Below are 18,413 nucleotides of genomic sequence, written 5' to 3' on the forward strand. Positions count from 1 at the left end.
TTAGCGAGACCCCGTCTGGACCGAGCACCGCAGGTTGCCCGTAGCGAAGCGAAGGRACGCAGCAACCAGGGTCGCCTTTTCTTTTGCTTACTTTTCTTTTGGCGAAGCAAAAGAAAAGTGAGTAGCCGCCGGGCTACCCCCGGCCAGCAACACTCAGCAAAAGCCACAGGTCACTGCTTCCACCCCACCCAGCGGGGGAGGGCGCAAGAGTGACCGCGGCAAATCACCGTTGCAACTTTTACAGAACCAGCGGCTCGGTCCGCTTGACCTTCCCACAGGGATAAGGCCCATAGTCAACCGCATGGCGGCGAAGAAATATCTTTCGCGCACCGCAGTGATTGAGAAGGACGCTGGACCCCATGATTGCTCAACCCATCGACTACCTGCTGATCGTCTGGTTCGCCCTGGCCCTGGGCTCGACCGCCTACGTAGCCTGGGACCAGTTCCAGCACAATCCCGAACCGGTGGTGATGAAATGGGGCTTCATCCTGGTCACGCTCTACATGGGCCCCGTCGGCTTGCTGCTGTATGTCATGGCCGACAAGGAGCCGCGTCCCGGTGAGCATGAAGACTTCATCAAACCCTTGTGGAAGCAGGGTGTGGGCTCCACCATCCATTGCGTCGCGGGCGATGCGACCGGTATCATCCTGGCGGCGGTGATCACCGCCACGCTGGGCTTGCCGATGTGGCTGGACCTGATCGTGGAATACCTGGCGGGCTTCGCCTTCGGCCTGTTTATTTTCCAGTCGCTGTTCATGAAGAACATGATGGGCGGCACTTACCTGGAGAACGTGAAGAAGTCCTTCATGCCCGAGTTCATCAGCATGAACGCGATGATGGCCGGCATGGCGCCCGTCATGTCGCTGCTGATGATGGGCCGGGACATGCGCGCCATGGACCCGGCCGAGCTGATTTTCTGGGGCGTCATGTCGCTGGGCGTGATCGCCGGTTTTGCGATCGCTTACCCGGTCAACGTCTGGATGGTGTCCCGGAAGATGAAGCACGGCCTGATGACCCGGCGCGATGCCGGAAGGGATGGGCATGCGTCCGGGTCCCCCCAGGCGCATGCGGGCCATGAAGCGCAGCACGGCCACGGCCATGCCATGCACCCCGATGTCACCCGGCCCCAGCTGGCGGCGGTCTGCATGAGCACGGTGCTGATGCTGCTGGGCGGCATGGCCGTGCCTGCGCTTTTTGTGAACATGAGCTTGTCTGCGCGGGATGTGGGCGGTGCCATCATGCCGCCCGGCATGATCATGGGCTGGGACACACCCGGCGAAGCCATGCGGGACATGGCCGCTGTCCACCCGCGCCTGGTCACGCGCCAAGCCGAAGCCCTGGCGCGTGGCGATGTTCCGCTCGAGCCGAAGCTGGAAGACGGCGTGAAAGTCTTCGAGCTTGAAACCGGCGTGGCGGGCTGGAACATCCTGCCCGAGGTGAAGGTGCAAGCTTATGCCTTCAACGGCCAGGTGCCGGGGCCGCGGCTGCGCGTCACCGAAGGGGACAGGGTTCGCATCAAGGTGCGCAACCGGCTCCCGGAATCCACCACCGTGCATTGGCATGGCCTGATCGTTCCCAACAATATGGACGGGCCGGCCAAGATCACGCAGCAGCCGATACCCCCCGGCGGCAGCTACACCTATGAGTTCACGACCGAGCAGGCGGGGACATTTTTCTATCACACCCACGACCACGCGGACCGCCAGCAGGCCCTGGGCTTGTACGGCGCGCTGATCATCGACCCCAAAGATCCTGCCAAAGAGCAGCCGGCCGACAAGGAATATGTCATCCAGCTGCAGGAGTGGCTCAAGCGCGAAGGGCTGACCTACCCGGCCATGCTGATGGAGGGCGCCATGCCCAACTACTTCACCATCAACGGCAAGGCCTATCCCGAGACCGAGACCATCAAGATGCGGGTGGGGGAAACCATCAAGCTGCGCTTCATCGGAACCCACAACAATTTTGTGCACCCCATGCATGTGCACGGCGGGCCGTTCACCGTGGTGGCCCGCGACGGCTATGTGCTGGCCGAAGCGGCGCGTTTTGAGGCCGACACGGTCAATGTGGGACCCGGCCAGCGTTACGACGTGATCTGGAAAGCCCGCAAACCCGGCAAGTGGCTGGTGCATTGCCATATTCCGCACCACAACACCAACAACAATGTCGAGCACCAGGGAGGTGGTGGGTTGACCATGATTCTGGAGGTGAGTTGAGCTGGAGATAAGGCCGGGTCTTGCGCCGGCTGCGCGCTCCCTCTCCTCTGTTCTCTTTGCTGAGGATGGCTGGCCGGGGTTGCCGGCAGCAAGTAACTTTCTTTTGCTTCGCCAAAAGAAAGTCACCAAAGAAAAGGCGACCCGCAGTCTGGGTCCCTACGCTTCGCTACGGGCAACCTGCGGTGCTCGAGCCAAGCGGGGTCCGGCTAAACTCGCTTCGCTCAGACAACGCCGGCCCTGATCCGCTTGTCTCTGCGCTCCTCGGCCCAGCCAGGGATCGCGTTGTTTGAGCGAAGCGAGTTTAGCGAGACCCCGCCTGAACCGAGCACCGCAGGTTGCCCGTAGCGAAGCGGAGGGACGCAGCAACCAGGGTCGCCTTTTCTTTTGCTTACTTTTCTTTTGGCGAAGCAAAAGAAAAGTGAGTAGCCGCCGGGCTACCCCCGGCCAGCAAGCCCATGCAAAGGGCATAGGGCAAGAGCGGTTCAGCCGACCGCGAGCCGGTTGCCGCCACCACCCGACTGGTGCGTACCATCCGGCCCATACAGCGGCTGGCCGCCGGCCTTGAGGAAATTCAGGGTCTGGCGCGTGAAGTCCAGGTGGGTGTGGACCATCACGCCATTGCGGTGGTTCAGTGCATGGGCTTCGGCCGCGCGCGCCAGCACCTGCTGCCAGGCGCTTTTGAGCGCGGCATCGCCGGCGGCCGCCGCGGCATCGGCGCCGCTGCGCCCGGGGCCGTAACCCAGGGCCAGCTGCTGCGCCTCGCGGCGACGGCCTATCAGGGTGATCTGGTCGGCCAGGTGGGACTTGCGCTCGGCCAGCCCGGGCAGTTCGGCGAACGCGCCTTCGGTCATGGCCTGGGCTTCCTGCACCAGCAGTTCAAGGAACAGGCCTGTCGCGGCATGCTCCCGGTGCAGCAGGTTGAGCAGCGCGCCGCTCATTTTTTATCTTCAGCCAGCAGGTCGCGCACGGTGGCCAGCAGGCCGTCGGCGATTTTGCCGGTGTTGACCTGGTAGCGGCCGGCGCTGATTTCCTCGCGGATCCGCGCCACGCGGGCGGCGTCGAAGTCCGAATGGGTGGACAGTTGCGGCGCCGGCGCGGCCGGGCGCGCCAGGGCAGCCGAGGCCTGCGTTTCCGGGGCGGACCGGCTTTCACGGGTGGAGGCGGGAGCGACGCTGTCGGCCACATTCTTGAGGAATGTGAAGGTTTTCTGGATGTTCATGGGGTGTTCCTCAGGGGGATCTAAGCGTTTTAACGGCCACCTGGATGAAAACTTTAGGGTTCATTTGAAAAAAACAGCGGAAATTCAGTGCACCCGTTCCACCGTGCCGTCGGCCAGAGCGATGCCGCTGACCAGCTGGCCGCCGGCCGTCTTGACCTGGACGAGCGCCCCGACCGCCGCGCTGGCCATGGCCTTGCCTTCGGTGCTGACGGTAAAACCGGCGCCGCGCGCGCGCAGGCGCACGTTCTGGCCCTGTTGCACCGCGATGGCGGCGCGCAGCGATTCGCGCCGCAGCGGCGCGCCCGAGGCGATGCTGTTCAGGGCCGTGACGCCGTCGAACTGGGCCACATCCACGACCACGCCGCGCGGCAAGGCCGTGAGGTCGCCTTCACGCACGGCGGCGTCGGCCGGCGTGAGCACTTGTCCCGCGCTGAGGGGCCTGGCCGCCACGTAATAGTTGCCGTGCACGGCGATGTAGGCCGGCACATAACGTGTCCAGGGCTGGCCCGCACTGCAGCGCACGCCGACCGACACCCGGCCCCAGAGCCGCGCGCCGCCGGGCAGAAAGGGCTCGAGCACATCGCAGGGCGGTAGCGCGCCGGATATCGGCGTGTCTATGGTGATCACCACGCGGCCCGGCAGGCCCGCGGCCTGCTGCTGCAAAAAGTTCTCGATCACGGGGCGCGCGTCGCCGGCCAGGGGCGCGGGGTGCGGACCCACGGCCTGCGCCGGCAGGCTGAATGCGGCAAGGCTTGCGAGCACCAGGGCGAGGCAGGTCGCGAACCGTGTCGGCAGTGTGGTGGGCACGGGCATCTTGGTGAGGTCTTTGAATGGCTTGCCTTGATTCTAGGAATCGGCAGCGCTGCCCAAGGCTTGAAGTGCGCGGCAATCCACCTGTTGTTCATGCGATTGAAAAACACCCATCGGGAGTGCAATGCGTAACTTGGAATGCATGCCTCTGCGATACGCCGGAAGCTCTGAATTGGGCGATGAAACGCCGTCTGTTCCGCAGATTGCGAAAGCGGGGCCTTCCTACAATTTTGCTCAAAGGCGGCACCGCGCTTGATGCGTGCGCCGCAACGACGGAGAAACGGACATGATGGACAAACTGGATTCGGCGCTGCGCTTCCACCAGGAGGCGCTGAGCCTCAGGGCGCGGCGGCAGGAAGTGCTGTCGGCCAACATCGCGAACGCGGACACGCCCAACTACAAGGCGCGCGACTTCGACTTCAGCAGCCGCCTTACGGAGGCGGTGGAGCGCGGCCGCCAGTCCATGTCGATGACGATGGCCACCACTTCGGCGCGCCACCTGGCCGGCGAGGCGCATGCCTCCGGCGAGGGTGAGTTGCTGTACCGCACGCCCGCCCAATCCAGCATAGACGGCAACACGGTGGAGATGGACATGGAGCGTGTCAACTTCGCCGACAACGCCATGCGCTACGAAGCCAACCTCACGCTGCTGGGCGCCAAGATCAAGTCGCTGCTGGCGGCGGCCCAGTAAGCCGCCCCCCTCTCACCCACACACAAGAAAAAGGTCAAAGCCATGGCGGATTTCAACAGCTCCAGCGGCATCTTCGCGATCGCCGGTTCCGCCATGACGGCGCAGTCCCAGCGCATGAACGTGGCGGCAAGCAACATGGCCAATGCCGACAGCGTCGCCGGCCCCGACGGCCAGCCCTACCGGGCGCGCCAGGTGGTGTTCGAGACCGCGCCCGTGCCGGGCGATGCGATAGGCGGCGTGCGCGTCTCGCGCGTGATCGAAGACCAGTCCCCCTTTCGTATGGTGCACGACCCGAAGAACCCTGCCGCCAATGCGGAAGGTTATGTTTCCATGCCCAACGTGAACCCGGTGGAGGAGATGGTCAACATGATCTCGGCCTCGCGTTCCTACCAGGCCAATGTCGAGGTGCTCAACACCGCCAAGACGCTGATGCTCAAGACCCTGACCGTCGGCCAGTAAACGCCGCGCCCCTTATTCCACACACAGGAGAAGATTGATGGCCGTGAACGCCCCCGCCGCATCCGACGCAGCCAGCAAGTTGGGTTCCATGGTGTCCCAGCAGGGCTCCGCCGCAGACAGCGAGCAGCGCTTCCTCAAGCTGCTGGTCACGCAGCTGAACAACCAGGACCCGCTGAACCCGCTGGACAACGCCCAGCTGACCTCGCAGCTCGCGCAGATGAGCACCGTCAGCGGCATCGAAAAACTCAACGGCGCGGTGCAGTCGCTGCTGGCGCAGAGCGGCTCCAGCCAGGTGCTGCAGTCGGCCGCGCTGATTGGCCGCACCGTGCTGGTGCCGGGCAAGGACGTGGCGCTCAAGGACGGCGTCCCGGAGAAGTTCGGCATCGACCTGGCCGGCGCCGCCGATGCGGTGACGGTCAGCGTGAAGAACGCGGCCGGCGAGACCGTGCGCACTTTCGACTTGGGCGCGCTGCCGCCCGGCGTGAAGATGGTCGACTGGGACGGCAAGACCGGCACCGGCGCCGCCGCGCCCGACGGCGCCTACACCCTCAGCGTGACGGCCAAGGCCGGCAAGGAAGACGTGCAGTCCCTGGCGCTGACCTACGCCAAGGTCGCGAGCGTCGCGCAGGTTTACGGCGGCGCCTCGCTGGACCTGGGCGCGGGCCGCAAGGCCGGGCTGGACGAAGTCCGCCAGGTGCTCTGATTTTTTGATCCTGCATACCCGGAAACCGATTCGAGGGCAGCCGCCCAATCCCTTCAACCGCAAGCAACGCAATCAACCGAACAAAAAGGAAACACCATGGGTTTCGCACAAGGGGTGAGTGGCCTGAACGCCTCCGCCAGCAATCTCGACGTCATCGGCAACAACATCGCCAACTCCGGCACGGTGGGTTTCAAGTCGGGCAACACGCTGTTCTCCGACGTCTATGCGGGCTCCCGCGTCGGCCTGGGCACGCGGGTCGCGGCCGTGGTGCAGAACTTCAGCGCGGGCGCGGTGCAAAGCAGCACGCGCGGGCTGGACGTCGCCATCGTTAACGGTGACGGCTTCTTCCGCATGGCCAGCCCCAGCGGGGAGATCATGTATTCGCGCAACGGCCAGTTCGACCAGGACGCCGACGGTTTTATCGTCAACGCGGGCGGCCTGCGCCTGACCGGCTACCAGCTCTCGGCCAACGGCACGGTGGCCGGCGGAACACCGGGCCCGCTGCAGCTGCCCACCGCGGCCATGGCGCCCAAGGCCACACAAAGCATCGTGTCGCAGTACAACCTCGATTCGCGCAGCACGGTTCCCGTCGCCACGCCTTTCGACGCCAACAACTCGTCCACCTACAGCTATTCCAACCCGGTCAAGGTCTACGACTCGCTGGGCAACTCCCATGAGGTGGCGACCTTCTTCGTGAAGACCGGCCCCAACGCCTGGAGCGTCTACGCCACGGCCGACGGCTACCCGCTCAACGCGGCGGGCGCCATGATCGCCGCGCCCACGCCGGCCGGCCCGCCCGTGGTCGCCAACAGCGCGCCGCTGGCCACCGGCACCCTGAGCTTCGACGGCAACGGCAACCTGGTCGCCGGCGCGCCGACGACGCTGGTGGGCGGCAAGATCAATTTCGCCGGCCTCAATTTCGCCAACGGCTCCAACGCGATGAGCTTCACCATGGACCTGACCAAGTCGACCCAGTTCGGCAACGTCAACGACCCGAAAAAACTCACGCAGGACGGCTTCACCTCCGGCCAGCTGACGGCCTTCGCGATCAATGAGGACGGCACCATCACCGGCAAGTACTCCAACGAGCAGACCCAGACCCTGGGCCAGGTCGTGCTCTCGTCCTTCGTGAATCCCAACGGCCTGCAGCCCAAGGGCGACAACGTCTGGGCCGAGACCGCCGAATCGGGACAGCCCCTGACCGGCTCGCCCGGCAGCGGCACCAAGCTGGGCGCGCTGGCGTCCGGCGCGGTCGAGGCCTCCAACGTGGACCTGACCGCCGAGCTCGTGAACCTGATCATCGCGCAGCGCACCTACCAGGCCAACGCGCAGACGGTGAAGACGCAGGACCAGGTCATGCAGACCCTGGTGAACATGCGCTGATGCCTTAGCAAGGCATATTCAAAAAAAAAACGAAGGACAGCATGGACCGGATGATTTACATCGGCCTGGCCGGCGCCAAGCAGGCGCTGGAGCAGCAGGCCTCGGTGGCGCACAACATGGCCAACGTGTCCACGCCCGGCTTTCGCGCGCAGATCAACAGCTTTCGCGCGGTGCCGGTCGTCGGCGAGGAAATGGGCACCCGCTCCATGGTGGTGGCGACCACACCGGGCGCCGACATGAGCGCCGGCCCGCTGATGCAGACCGGCCGCCCGCTGGACGTCGCGGTGCGCGGCGACGGCTGGCTCACGGTGCAGCTGCCCGACGGCGGCGAAGCCTACACGCGCCTGGGCAGCCTGCAGGTAGGCGCCGAAGGCCAGGTCAGCACGCAGGGCGGGCGCCCGCTGATGGGTGACGCCGGCCCGCTGGTGGTGCCGCCCGGCTCCTCACTGGTGGTGGGCGGCGACGGCGTGCTCACGGCCATAGGCGCGGGCGACCCGGCCGTGGGCGCCGCCGAAGTCGGCCGCCTGAAGCTGGTCAACCCGGCCGCCGCCGACCTGGTGCGCGGCGACGACGGCCTGTTCCGCATGCAGCCGGGCCGGCCGGCGCCGCAGGCCGACCCCGACGTGCGCCTGCAGACCGGCGCGCTCGAGGGCAGCAACATCAACCCTGTCGAGGCCATGGTGCAGATGATTTCCAACGCGCGGCGCTTCGAGATGCAGATGAAGACCCTGCAGACCGCCGAGGGCAACGACCAGCAGGCCAACAAGCTGCTGTCCAGCAGCTGATACGGCATTTGCCCCGGCCATTGACCACCCCCAATTGACCCCTTTACCTCCGCAGGAGTTTTCCCATGATTCGTTCCCTCTGGATCGCCAAGACCGGCCTGGATGCGCAGCAGACCCAGCTCGACGTCGTGTCCAACAACCTGGCCAACGTGGGCACCACGGGTTTCAAGCGCAGCCGCGCGGTGTTTGAAGACCTGCTGTACCAGAACCTGCGCCAGAGCGGCGGCCAGACTTCGGACCAGACGCGCATGCCGTCTGGCCTGCAGATCGGCACCGGCGCGCGCGTGGTCGCGACCGAGCGCATCCACACCCAGGGCAACCCGACCAAGACCGACAACCCGCGCGACGTCTCCATCAACGGCGGCGGTTTCTTCCAGGTGCTGATGCCGGACGGCACCAATGCCTACACGCGCGACGGCTCCTTCCAGCCCGACCAGAACGGCCAGCTCGTGACGGCCAACGGCTACCCGCTGCAGCCGGCCATCACGCTGCCGCAGGACACCACCGGCATGACCATTGGCCGCGACGGCACGGTCTCGATCACGCAAGGCGGCAGCAGCGCCAACGTGCAGATCGGCCAGATCCAGCTCGCCACCTTCATGAACCCGGCCGGCCTGGAAAGCAAGGGCGAGAACCTTTATGTCGAAACCGACGCCTCGGGCGGCGCTAACCAGACCGCGCCCGGCCAGAACGGCGCCGGCGTGCTGAACCAGGGTTATGTCGAGTCGTCGAACGTGAACGTGGTGGAAGAACTGGTCAACATGATCCAGACCCAGCGCGCCTACGAGATCAACAGCAAAGCAGTGCAGACCTCCGACCAGATGCTCGCGCGCCTGGCGCAGCTGTGATGCGTGGCCCGATTGCGAACGCCTGCGGCCCTGCGCTGGCCGCCGTCGGGCTGCTGCTGGGCGGCTGCGCCCAGGTGCCGCGCGAGCCCATCGTGCAGCAGCCCATGACGGCGCGCGCCGAGGCGCAGCCGCGCCAGGCCGGGCCCGCCAACGGCTCGATCTACCGCACCGGCTTCGGCACGCAGGCCTTGTTTGAAGACCGGCGCCCGCGCTACGTCGGCGACATCCTGACCATTGTGGTCAGCGAGAACATCAATGCCAGCAAGAACTCGGCCGCCGACGCCAGCCGCACCGGCAGCGCGACGTCCATCCTGGGCGTGGTCCCCAAGCTGATCAGCGGCCTGATCTCCAGCGACCAGAACGCCGACGCGAGCGGCAAGAACGTCATGAGCGCCAAGGGCGGCGCCAATTCCAGGAACACTTTCAACGGCGTGATCACGGTCACGGTGGTGGAAGTGCTGGCCAACGGCAACCTGCTGGTCAGCGGCGAAAAGCAGATGCTGATCAACCAAGGCACGGAATACATACGCTTCTCGGGCGTGGTCAACCCGCGCACCGTGGGCGCCAACAACGCCGTGCCTTCCAGCCAGGTGGCCGACGCGCGCATCGAGTACAGCGCCAAGGGCTACATCGACGAAGCGCAGACCATGGGCTGGCTGCAGCGCGTCTTCCTCAACGTCTTGCCGTTCTGAACCCGTTTCGACCATGATGCGCACCACACCGAAATTTTCATCCCTGGGACCGTTGGCCCTGAAGCTGTGCCTGCTGCTGCCGGCCCTGGCCATGGCACCTGCACAAGCCGAACGCATCAAGGACCTCGCCAGCATCCAGGGCGTGCGCGACAACCCGCTGATAGGCTACGGCCTCATGGTGGGCCTGGACGGCAGCGGCGACCAGACCATGCAGACGCCGTTTACCACGCAGAGCCTCAACAACATGCTGGGCCAGCTCGGCGTGACGGTGCCGCCCGGCACCAATATGCAGCTCAAGAACGTGGCCGCCGTGATGGTGACGGCCGTGCTGCCGCCTTTCGCGCGGCCCGGCCAGGCCATAGACATCACCGTGTCCTCGCTGGGCAATGCCAAGAGCCTGCGCGGCGGCACCCTCTTAATGACGCCGCTCAAGGGCGCGGACGGCCAGGTCTATGCGCTGGCCCAGGGCAATATGGTGGTCGGCGGCGCGGGCGCCTCGGCCAGCGGCAGCCAGGTCAAGGTCAACCAGCTCAGTTCGGGCCGCATCCCGGCCGGCGCGATCGTCGAGCGCGCGGTGGAATCGCCGCTGGGCGGCGACGGCACGCTGATGATTGAACTCAACAAGACCGATTTCGGCACTGCACAGAAAGCCGTGGACGCGATCAACCGCAGCTTCGGCCCCGGCACCGCGCAGGCACTGGACGCCCGCGTGATCCAGGTCAGCGCGCCGGCCCGGCCCGAAGAGCGCGTCGGTTTCCTGGCCCGCATCGAGGACCTTGACGTCAACCCCTCGCAGGCCGTGGCCAAGGTGGTGATCAACGCGCGCACCGGCTCGGTGGTGATGAACCAGACGGTGCGCATCAACGACTGCGCGGTGGCGCACGGCAGCCTGTCGGTGGTGATCAACACCGAACCGGTGATCAGCCAGCCCGGCCCTTTCTCGGGCGGCAACACGGTCGCCACCCAGCGTTCGCAGATCGAGCTGAGCCAGGGTGGCGGCGCGCTGCAGGTCGTCAAGGGCGGCGCGTCGCTGGCCGACGTGATCAAGGGCCTCAACGCCCTGGGCGCGAATCCGCAGGACCTGGTGTCCATCCTGCAGGCCATGAAGGCCGTGGGCGCGCTGCGCGCCGAACTTGAAATTATCTAGGCACCATGAGCAACACCTCCATCGCCGGAACCGGTGTCCTCGACCAGCGCCTGTCGCTGGACATCCAGGGCGTCGACGAGCTCAGGCGCACGGCGCGCAGTTCCCCGCAGGAGGGCATGAAGCAGGCCTCCAAGCAGTTCGAGGTCATGTTCATGAACATGGTGCTCAAAAGCATGCGCGAGGCTACGCCTTCGGACGGCCTGTTCAGCAGCCAGTCCGAAAAAATGTACACCTCCATGCTGGACCAGCAGCTTGCGCAAAACCTCTCGGGCCGCGGCCTGGGCCTGGCCGATGCGATGTACGCGCAGCTGAGCCGCATGACGAGTGGCGACAGCTCACCGCAAACCGGCGGCCTGCCCATGCCTTTGATGCCCGTGCGCCCCGGTGAGGCCGGCGCAGCGGCACCCAAATCACGCGCCATGCCCCAGGCCTATGCGCCCGCCGCCGGCCGTGTGGATCTTTCGGTGTATGAAGAGGCCACCGCGCAGGCGACGCTGAGCCGCAGCGCCTTGCCGCAGGCGCATGTCGAGGCCTTTGTCTCGCGCCTGCTGCCGGCCGCGCAGCGTGCCAGCGAGGCCAGCGGCGTGCCGGCGCAGCTGATCATGGCGCAGGCGGCGCTGGAGTCCGGCTGGGGAAAGCGCGAAATCCGCATGGAAGACGGCAGCAGCAGCTTCAATGTCTTCGGCATCAAGGCCGACCGTAGCTGGAAAGGCCCGGTGGCCGAAACCGCCACCACCGAATTTGTCAACGGCGCGCCGCAGAAGACGCGCGCCGCCTTCCGCGCCTATGGCTCTTATGACGAAGCCTTCGCCGACTACGCGAAATTCCTCTCGAACAACCCGCGTTATTCCGGCGTGGTCGCGACGCGCGACCCGGCCGAGGCCGCCCACGGCCTGCAGCGCGCCGGGTACGCGACCGATCCCGAGTACGGCGGAAAACTGGTGCGCATCATGCGGCAGATGAACACCTGACACCGGCGGAAAGCACACGCAGCCCCCTAAACAAACAAGCCCCCCACACAGAGACATCCATGATCATCCGCAATTTCAAGATCGGAACACGTTTAGGCCTGGGCTTCGCCCTGGTGCTGCTGTTCCTCACCGCCATCGCGGCATTGGGCATCTGGCGCCTGCAGGGCGTGGGCCACGCCACCAGCGACATGGCGAGCCGCGCGCTGGTCAAGGAAAGGCTGGCGGCTGACTGGCTGGTGGCGACCAGCACCAACAGCGTGCGCACCTTCGCGCTGGTCAAGACCAGCGACCCGTACGACCAGGAATATTTCCAGAAGGGCATCAGCAAAACCAGCCTGGCGATCACCGAGACCTCGGGAAAGCTGCTGGCCATGCTGGACACGCCCGAGGAAAAAAAGCTCTACGAAGACAGCCTGGCCAAACGCAGTGCCTATATCGGCATACGCGCCGCGGCGCTCAAGCTCAAGGCCGACGGCCAGGCCGCGCAGGCGCTGGAGCTGGTCGACAACAAACTCGTGCCGGCGCTGGAAGCCTATGACGCCAGCATCAAGGCCATGCTGTCTTTCCAGAAAGCCAATATCGACAAGACGGTGAGCGCCATTGATCTGCTCTACCGCTCGAGCCGGCTCAGCCTGGGCGCCATGGCCGCCGCCGCCCTGGCGCTGGGCGGCCTGCTGTCCTGGTGGCTCACGCTGGGCATCATCCGGCCGCTGGGCCGCGCCCTCAAGGTCGCGGAGACCGTGGCCGCCGGCGACCTGACCAGCCGCATCGTGGTGAGCAGCCAGGACGAGACCGGCCAGCTGATGCAGGCCCTCAAGAACATGAACGACAACCTGGTCGGCATCGTCGGCAATGTTCGCAGCGGCACCGACACCATCGCGACGGCCAGCAGCCAGATCGCGGCCGGCAACCACGACCTGTCCTCACGCACCGAACAGCAGGCCAGCTCGCTCCAGGAGACGGCGGCCTCGATGGAGCAGATCACCTCCACCGTCAAGCAGAACGCCGACAACGCGAGGCAGGCCAACCAGCTCGCGGCCTCGGCCTCCAGCATTGCCGTCAAGGGCGGCGGTGTGGTCGCGGGGGTGGTCGACACCATGGGCGCGATCAATGCGTCCTCCAAAAAGATCGTCGACATCATCAGCGTGATCGATGGGATCGCTTTCCAGACCAATATCCTGGCGCTCAATGCTGCAGTGGAAGCGGCTCGTGCCGGCGAGCAGGGCAGGGGCTTTGCGGTGGTGGCGGCTGAAGTGCGCAACCTCGCACAGCGCAGTGCGGCAGCGGCCAAGGAAATCAAGACCCTGATCGGCGACTCGGTCGACAAGGTCGAAGAGGGCAGCAAACAGGTTGCAGAAGCCGGCAAGACCATGGACGAGATCGTCGACAGCGTTAAACGCGTGACCGACATCATGGCCGAGATCACCGCGGCCAGCCAGGAACAGACTTCCGGGATCGAGCAGATCAACCAGGCGATCACGCAGATGGACCAGGTCACGCAGCAGAACGCGGCGCTGGTCGAGGAGGCGGCTGCGGCAGCCTCTTCCTTGCAGGAGCAGGCCGCCGGCCTGTCGGACGCGGTCAGCGTGTTCAAGCTCGAGGATGACTTTGCCCTGCAGCGGCCCACCGCTCCGCTGAGGCAACCGCCGCCGGCCCGGCAGGCCATCGGCCGTAAACCCGCAATGAAAACAAAGGAGCTCGCCATGGCAGGCGACGACTGGGAGACGCTTTAGGGAGCCAATCAAAAAGCCCTCCTGGCGTTGTTGCGCCGCCTTGCCGTGCTGTAGCACTGTCTGCGGCGGCGCGCCTAGCCAGGACCGCTTCGCTGGGCTTTGTGATCGGCTCCCGGTGAAAGTGAATTAACTGAGTTCAACGCCCGCATCTGGGGCCCTACAAGGAATAAAAATATGCAGTGGTTTCATCAACTTCGTGTCATGACCAAGCTGGTCGGCAGTTTCCTCATCGTGGCGGCCATAGGCGCCGCCATCGGTGGGCTGGGCATTTTCCACATGGGCCGCATCAGCGCCGCCACCGAGAGCCTTTACGGCCGCGAGGTGCAGGTGCTCAAGGGCGTGCAGGAGGCCAACATCCACCTGCTCTACGCCAGCCGCGCGCAGATGACGCTGCAGGCCGCCTCGTCCATCGGCGAGCGCAACACCGGCAAAAAAGACATCGCGTCAGCCCTGGAGGGCATTGAGGCGCGTATGGCTGATGTCAAGCCCCTGCTCGAAGGCGATGAGAAGGGCCTGTCGCTGTACCAGCAGTACGAAAGCAAGATGCCGCATCTCAAGCAGCAGATGACCGAGTTTGTGGCGCTGGTGCTCAAGCAGTCCATGGACTCCTCGCAGTACGACGGCCGCGTGGCCGACGACAGCGCCAGCCTGGTCAAGGAATCCCGCGCGCTGGAAGAGGTGATGCAGAAGCTGGTGGGACACAGCGACCAGCTGGCCAGGGGCAGCATGGAAAACGTCACCACCACCTACAAAAGCTCCCGCCTGGCCATGATGGTGCTGGTGCTGGGCGGCATCGCGGCCAGTGTGGGCCTGGGCGTGGCCATGGCGCGCATGCTGGGCCTGCAGATTGGCGGCGAGCCGGCTTATGCCGCGACCATCGTGGACCGCGTGGCCGAGGGTGACCTGACGGTGCAGGTGGAACTGCGCAAGGGCGACAGCCGCAGCCTGCTGTATGCCATCCACAAGATGCAGCAGGAACTGGCGCGCGTCATCAGCCAGATCCGCCAGGCCAGCGGCACCATCGCCACGGCCAGCAGCGAGATCGCGGCGGGGAACCATGACCTGTCGTCGCGTACCGAACAGCAGGCGAGTTCGCTGGAAGAAACGGCCGCTTCGATGGAAGAGCTCACGGGCACCGTCAAACAGAATGCCGACAATGCGCGCCAGGCGAATCAACTGGCGGTGTCGGCGTCCAGTGTGGCCGTCAAGGGCGGCAGTGTGGTCGCCGAAGTGGTCGGTACCATGGGCGCGATCAATGCTTCCTCGCGCAAGATTGTCGACATCATCGGTGTGATCGACGGGATTGCTTTCCAGACCAATATCCTGGCGCTCAATGCGGCAGTGGAAGCCGCGCGTGCCGGTGAGCAAGGCCGAGGCTTTGCGGTAGTGGCCGCTGAAGTGCGCAACCTGGCCCAGCGCAGCGCAGCCGCTGCCAAGGAAATCAAGACGCTCATCGGCGACTCGGTCGACAAGGTCGAAGAGGGCAGCAAGCAGGTCGCCGAGGCCGGCAAGACCATGGACGAGATCGTCGACAGCGTCAAACGTGTGACCGACATCATGGCCGAGATCACTGCTGCGAGCCAGGAACAGACCTCCGGTATCGAGCAGATCAACCAGGCGATCACGCAGATGGACCAGGTCACGCAGCAGAACGCAGCCCTGGTGGAAGAAGCAGCTGCGGCGGCATCGTCATTGCAAGAGCAGGCCAGCGGCCTGTCGGAAGCGGTCAGCGTGTTCAAGCTCGAAGAAAGCGATGGGCAGGTGCACGCGCCGCGTCGGCCTGCCAACCCGGTCCGCCCGGTGGCAACACCGAGGCAGCCGCCCCAGGCCCGCCAGGCCATCGCACCCCCGCTGGCGGCCGGTGCGGCCGGCGGCAGCTGGGAGACCTTTTAAGCATCGAGGGAGACGCAGTTTAAAAATTTCCGGCCAGGCGTGAACAAGTGCTCAAGTTTTTGCCGAAGCCGGCCGATAAGCAGGGGCGAGGCGTGCCGCGGGCACGGCCTTGCATCAAACAACACCATTGATTTCCAAGGAGTGCGCATGCACGCGACCACCAGCCATCCGGTATCGACTGTTGAAAAATTGCCTCTCACGCTGGGCTACCCCGGTGTGGCGGCCGCCAGGCCGGACCCCCTGCCCGCTGAAAAGATCGCCGACATCATTGGCGTGATCGACGGCATCGCGCTGCGCACGCGCAGCCTGGCCCACAGCGCCGCTGCCGAAGCGGCGCGTGCCGGCGAGCAGGGCCGTGGTTTTGCCGCGGTGGCAACCGAAGTCAAACACCTGGCCCAGCGCAGCGCGGCGGCGGTCAAGGAGATCAAGGGCCTGATAGGCGACTCGGTCTACAAGGCCGGGCAAGGCGACGAAGAACGCCTGCGCGAGTTCGAGGAACGTGCCAAAAGGTGGCAACGTTCGCTGACCGCGTGAGACTGAGCCGCTCAAAAACCCTCCTGGCGTTGTTGCGCCGCCTTGCCGTACTGGTGTACTGTCTGCGGCGGCGCGCCTAGCCAGGACCGCTTCGCTGGGTTTTGTGAGCAGCTCTTGATCCAAACAGCCGGTCCGCTGACTCTTCTCAAAAATTGCGATGTGCCTGGTTCACCCTCAAGTTTCCCCAGGCCAGGCCGTTATCCCTCTATATATAGACAGCCTGTGGGCGTTACCCGCATTCCCCAGGCGCAACCCGCCGCCGTGAAAGACCCGACTTATGTCCAATAACATGTTCTACACCGGGCTCAGCGGCCTCAACGCGGCCCAGGCCGCGCTGGTGACCACCGGCCACAACACCGCCAATGTCAACACGCCGGGCTACAGCCGGCAGTCGGCGCAGATCGCTTCGGCCGGCGGCACCTACCGTGCCAGCGTCGGCTTCTTCGGCAGCGGCGCCAAGGTGGCCGACGTGACGCGCAGCTATGACGCCTACCTGGCCTCGCAGCTCAACCAGGCGCAGTCGCTGAACCAGTCGCTGACGACCTACTACACGCAGATCAGCCAGATCGACAACCTGCTGGCCAACCAGAAGGCCGGCCTCGCGCCCCAGCTGCAGTCGCTGTTCACCAACATCCAGGCCGTGGCCAACACGCCGGCCGACCCCGCCGCGCGCCAGCAGCTGATCAGCTCCGCGCAGGCCACGGCCAACCAGTTCCGTTCGATGGACCAGTACCTGACCGGCCTGAACAGCACCACCAACGACCAGATCTCCGGCACCGTGGCGCAGATCAACACCTATGCCGAGCAGATCGCCAGCCTCAACAAGCAGGTGGCGATGTTCAGCAATGCTTCGGGCGGCCAGGCCCCCAACGACTTGCTGGACCAGCGCGACCTGCTGGTCAACCAGCTGGGCCTGCTGGTCGGCACCAAGCTGGTGGTGCAGGACGGCGGCCAGTACAACATCACCATCGGCAACGGGCAGACCCTGGTGCTGGGCGACAGCGCCACAAAACTCGAGGCCGTGCGTTCCGCCGCCAACCCCAGCCGCATCGCCGTCGCGGCGGTGAACGCGGCCGGCCGCGCTGTCGAGCTGCCCGACAGCATGCTCAGCAGCGCCGGCATGCTGGGCGGCCTGCTGCAGTTCCGCAACGAAACCCTGGCGCCCGCGCAGAACGCGCTGGGCCGCATGGCGATTGCCCTGTCGGACGCCTTCAACGCCCAGCACAAGCTCGGCATCGACCTGAACGGCGCGCTGGGCGGCAACTTTTTCTCGCAGGCCAGCCCCAGCCTGGTGGCGAACAGCCGCAACACCGGCAACCTGGTGATGACGCCTTCGTTCTCGGACAGCAACCAGCTGACCACCAGCGACTACCGCCTGGACGTGGGCGCCGGCCCCAGCTACACGCTGACCCGCCTCTCGGACAACCAGGTCATCCCCATGACCGCGGGCTTCCCGGGCGCCGCGCCCGCGAACACCACGACCTTTGACGGCGTCACGCTCACGCTGGGCAGCGGCGCGGGCTCGCCCGGTGATTCCTTTTTGATCCAGCCGACACGCAGCGGCGCGCGCGACCTCAACGTGCTGGTGACCGACCCGGCCAAAATCGCGGCCGCCTCGCCCATCGTGACCGGCAACACGGCCGCCAACCAGGGCAGCGGCAAGATCAGCGCCGGCAAGGTCGACGCGGCCTACCCCGGCACGCCGCTGGCCGCGAAGGTGACGCTCACTTACGACGGCACCACCAACCAGCTGTCGGGTTTCCCGGCGGGCGCCACCGTCACCGTGACGCGCGCCGACGGCACACCCGACCCGGCGAGCCCTTATGTGCCGGGCGCCTCCGTCAACTACACGCCGGGTGCGACCATCAGCTTCAACGGCGTCAGCCTGACCATCAGCGGCACGCCTTCCAACGGCGACAGCTTCACCGTGGACAAGAACACCGGCGGCATCTCCGACGGCGGCAATGCGCTGCTGCTGGGCGCGCTGCAGAACAAGAAGACCATGGGCAACGGAACGGCCAGCTTCAACGATTCCTATGCCCAGCTGGTCAGCAGCGTCGGCAACAAGGCCAGGCAGATCCAGATCGCCGGCACCGCGCAGACCAGCCTTGCCACGCAGATACGCGGCGCCCAGCAGTCGGTCTCGGGCGTCAACCAGGACGAGGAAACCGCCAACCTGCTGATGTTCCAGCAGATGTACCAGGCCAACGCCAAGGTCATACAGACGGCTTCAACCATGTTTGACGCGGTGCTGGGCATCAGCCACTAAGCGCTCACTTACTCAAAAACAAGCACACACAGCAGCCGCAGGCACTACAAGCGCCACCAGGAG

16 protein-coding genes and 1 pseudogene are annotated in these 18,413 nt (G+C 65.6%); 14 read left to right on the forward strand and 3 right to left on the reverse strand.

The window, feature by feature from the left end:
- Nucleotides 1-359: 359 nt before the first annotated feature.
- Nucleotides 360-2,213 carry a multicopper oxidase domain-containing protein gene (locus AC1D1Y_RS21815; RefSeq protein ID WP_477684182.1) on the forward strand — a complete coding sequence of 618 codons (1,854 nt, stop codon included), beginning with the start codon at nucleotides 360-362 and terminating at the stop codon, nucleotides 2,211-2,213.
- Between the two features lie 482 nt (nucleotides 2,214-2,695).
- On the opposite strand, the gene AC1D1Y_RS21820 is transcribed toward AC1D1Y_RS21815, so the two are convergent.
- The 3 genes from AC1D1Y_RS21820 to flgA form a co-directional block, all read right to left on the reverse strand.
- Nucleotides 2,696-3,151: a flagella synthesis protein FlgN gene (locus AC1D1Y_RS21820; protein ID WP_436157639.1), complete on the reverse strand. Its 456-nt coding sequence runs from the start codon at nucleotides 3,149-3,151 to the stop codon at nucleotides 2,696-2,698.
- Nucleotides 3,148-3,432, reverse strand: a complete 285-nt coding sequence (flgM, locus tag AC1D1Y_RS21825; protein ID WP_477684183.1) for a flagellar biosynthesis anti-sigma factor FlgM — start codon at nucleotides 3,430-3,432, stop codon at nucleotides 3,148-3,150. The genes AC1D1Y_RS21820 and flgM overlap by 4 nt, the downstream gene beginning before the upstream one ends.
- Before the next feature lie 84 nt (nucleotides 3,433-3,516).
- On the reverse strand, nucleotides 3,517-4,239 hold the full coding sequence (flgA, locus tag AC1D1Y_RS21830; RefSeq protein WP_477684184.1) for a flagellar basal body P-ring formation chaperone FlgA: 723 nt from the start codon (nucleotides 4,237-4,239) through the stop codon (nucleotides 3,517-3,519).
- A 289-nt stretch (nucleotides 4,240-4,528) separates the two neighbouring features.
- On the opposite strand from flgA, the gene flgB reads away from it, so the two are divergent.
- The 13 genes and pseudogenes from flgB (at nucleotide 4,529) to flgK (ending at nucleotide 18,350) form a co-directional block, all read left to right on the forward strand.
- Nucleotides 4,529-4,933 (forward strand): flagellar basal body rod protein FlgB, encoded by a 405-nt coding sequence (flgB, locus tag AC1D1Y_RS21835; RefSeq protein WP_477684185.1) that lies wholly within the window; start codon nucleotides 4,529-4,531, stop codon nucleotides 4,931-4,933.
- Nucleotides 4,934-4,975: 42 nt separating this feature from the next.
- Complete coding sequence (flgC, locus tag AC1D1Y_RS21840; protein WP_477684186.1) at nucleotides 4,976-5,392, forward strand: flagellar basal body rod protein FlgC; 417 nt, start codon at nucleotides 4,976-4,978, stop codon at nucleotides 5,390-5,392.
- Between the two features lie 37 nt (nucleotides 5,393-5,429).
- The gene (locus AC1D1Y_RS21845) at nucleotides 5,430-6,095 is read left to right on the forward strand and encodes a flagellar hook assembly protein FlgD (RefSeq protein WP_477684187.1); all 666 of its coding nucleotides are present in this window, start codon (nucleotides 5,430-5,432) and stop codon (nucleotides 6,093-6,095) included.
- Between the two features lie 96 nt (nucleotides 6,096-6,191).
- Nucleotides 6,192-7,478: a flagellar hook protein FlgE gene (gene flgE / locus AC1D1Y_RS21850; protein WP_477684188.1), complete on the forward strand. Its 1,287-nt coding sequence runs from the start codon at nucleotides 6,192-6,194 to the stop codon at nucleotides 7,476-7,478.
- 41 nt (nucleotides 7,479-7,519) lie between these two features.
- The gene (locus AC1D1Y_RS21855) at nucleotides 7,520-8,263 is read left to right on the forward strand and encodes a flagellar basal body rod protein FlgF (RefSeq protein WP_477684189.1); all 744 of its coding nucleotides are present in this window, start codon (nucleotides 7,520-7,522) and stop codon (nucleotides 8,261-8,263) included.
- Nucleotides 8,264-8,328: 65 nt separating this feature from the next.
- Entirely contained in the window at nucleotides 8,329-9,111 is a 783-nt protein-coding gene (flgG, locus tag AC1D1Y_RS21860; RefSeq protein WP_436157631.1) for a flagellar basal-body rod protein FlgG, read from the forward strand.
- The gene (locus AC1D1Y_RS21865) at nucleotides 9,111-9,803 is read left to right on the forward strand and encodes a flagellar basal body L-ring protein FlgH (RefSeq protein WP_477684190.1); all 693 of its coding nucleotides are present in this window, start codon (nucleotides 9,111-9,113) and stop codon (nucleotides 9,801-9,803) included. The genes flgG and AC1D1Y_RS21865 overlap by 1 nt, the downstream gene beginning before the upstream one ends.
- Before the next feature lie 13 nt (nucleotides 9,804-9,816).
- A complete protein-coding gene (locus AC1D1Y_RS21870; RefSeq protein ID WP_477684191.1) occupies nucleotides 9,817-10,950 on the forward strand; it encodes a flagellar basal body P-ring protein FlgI in 1,134 nt (377 codons plus the stop codon).
- Nucleotides 10,951-10,955: 5 nt separating this feature from the next.
- Nucleotides 10,956-11,921 (forward strand): flagellar assembly peptidoglycan hydrolase FlgJ, encoded by a 966-nt coding sequence (flgJ, locus tag AC1D1Y_RS21875; protein WP_477684192.1) that lies wholly within the window; start codon nucleotides 10,956-10,958, stop codon nucleotides 11,919-11,921.
- 59 nt (nucleotides 11,922-11,980) lie between these two features.
- Nucleotides 11,981-13,654, forward strand: coding sequence for a methyl-accepting chemotaxis protein (locus AC1D1Y_RS21880; RefSeq protein ID WP_477684193.1), 1,674 nt, complete (start codon nucleotides 11,981-11,983; stop codon nucleotides 13,652-13,654).
- 174 nt (nucleotides 13,655-13,828) lie between these two features.
- Nucleotides 13,829-15,547 carry a methyl-accepting chemotaxis protein gene (locus AC1D1Y_RS21885; RefSeq protein WP_477684194.1) on the forward strand — a complete coding sequence of 573 codons (1,719 nt, stop codon included), beginning with the start codon at nucleotides 13,829-13,831 and terminating at the stop codon, nucleotides 15,545-15,547.
- Nucleotides 15,548-15,793: 246 nt separating this feature from the next.
- A pseudogene (locus AC1D1Y_RS21890) lies at nucleotides 15,794-16,015 on the forward strand (methyl-accepting chemotaxis protein); the annotation flags it as partial.
- Nucleotides 16,016-16,358: 343 nt separating this feature from the next.
- On the forward strand, nucleotides 16,359-18,350 hold the full coding sequence (flgK, locus tag AC1D1Y_RS21895) for a flagellar hook-associated protein FlgK (RefSeq protein ID WP_477684195.1): 1,992 nt from the start codon (nucleotides 16,359-16,361) through the stop codon (nucleotides 18,348-18,350).
- The last annotated feature ends 63 nt before the right edge of the window (nucleotides 18,351-18,413 follow it).

Source organism: Polaromonas sp. P1_G1, assembly GCF_056405595.1.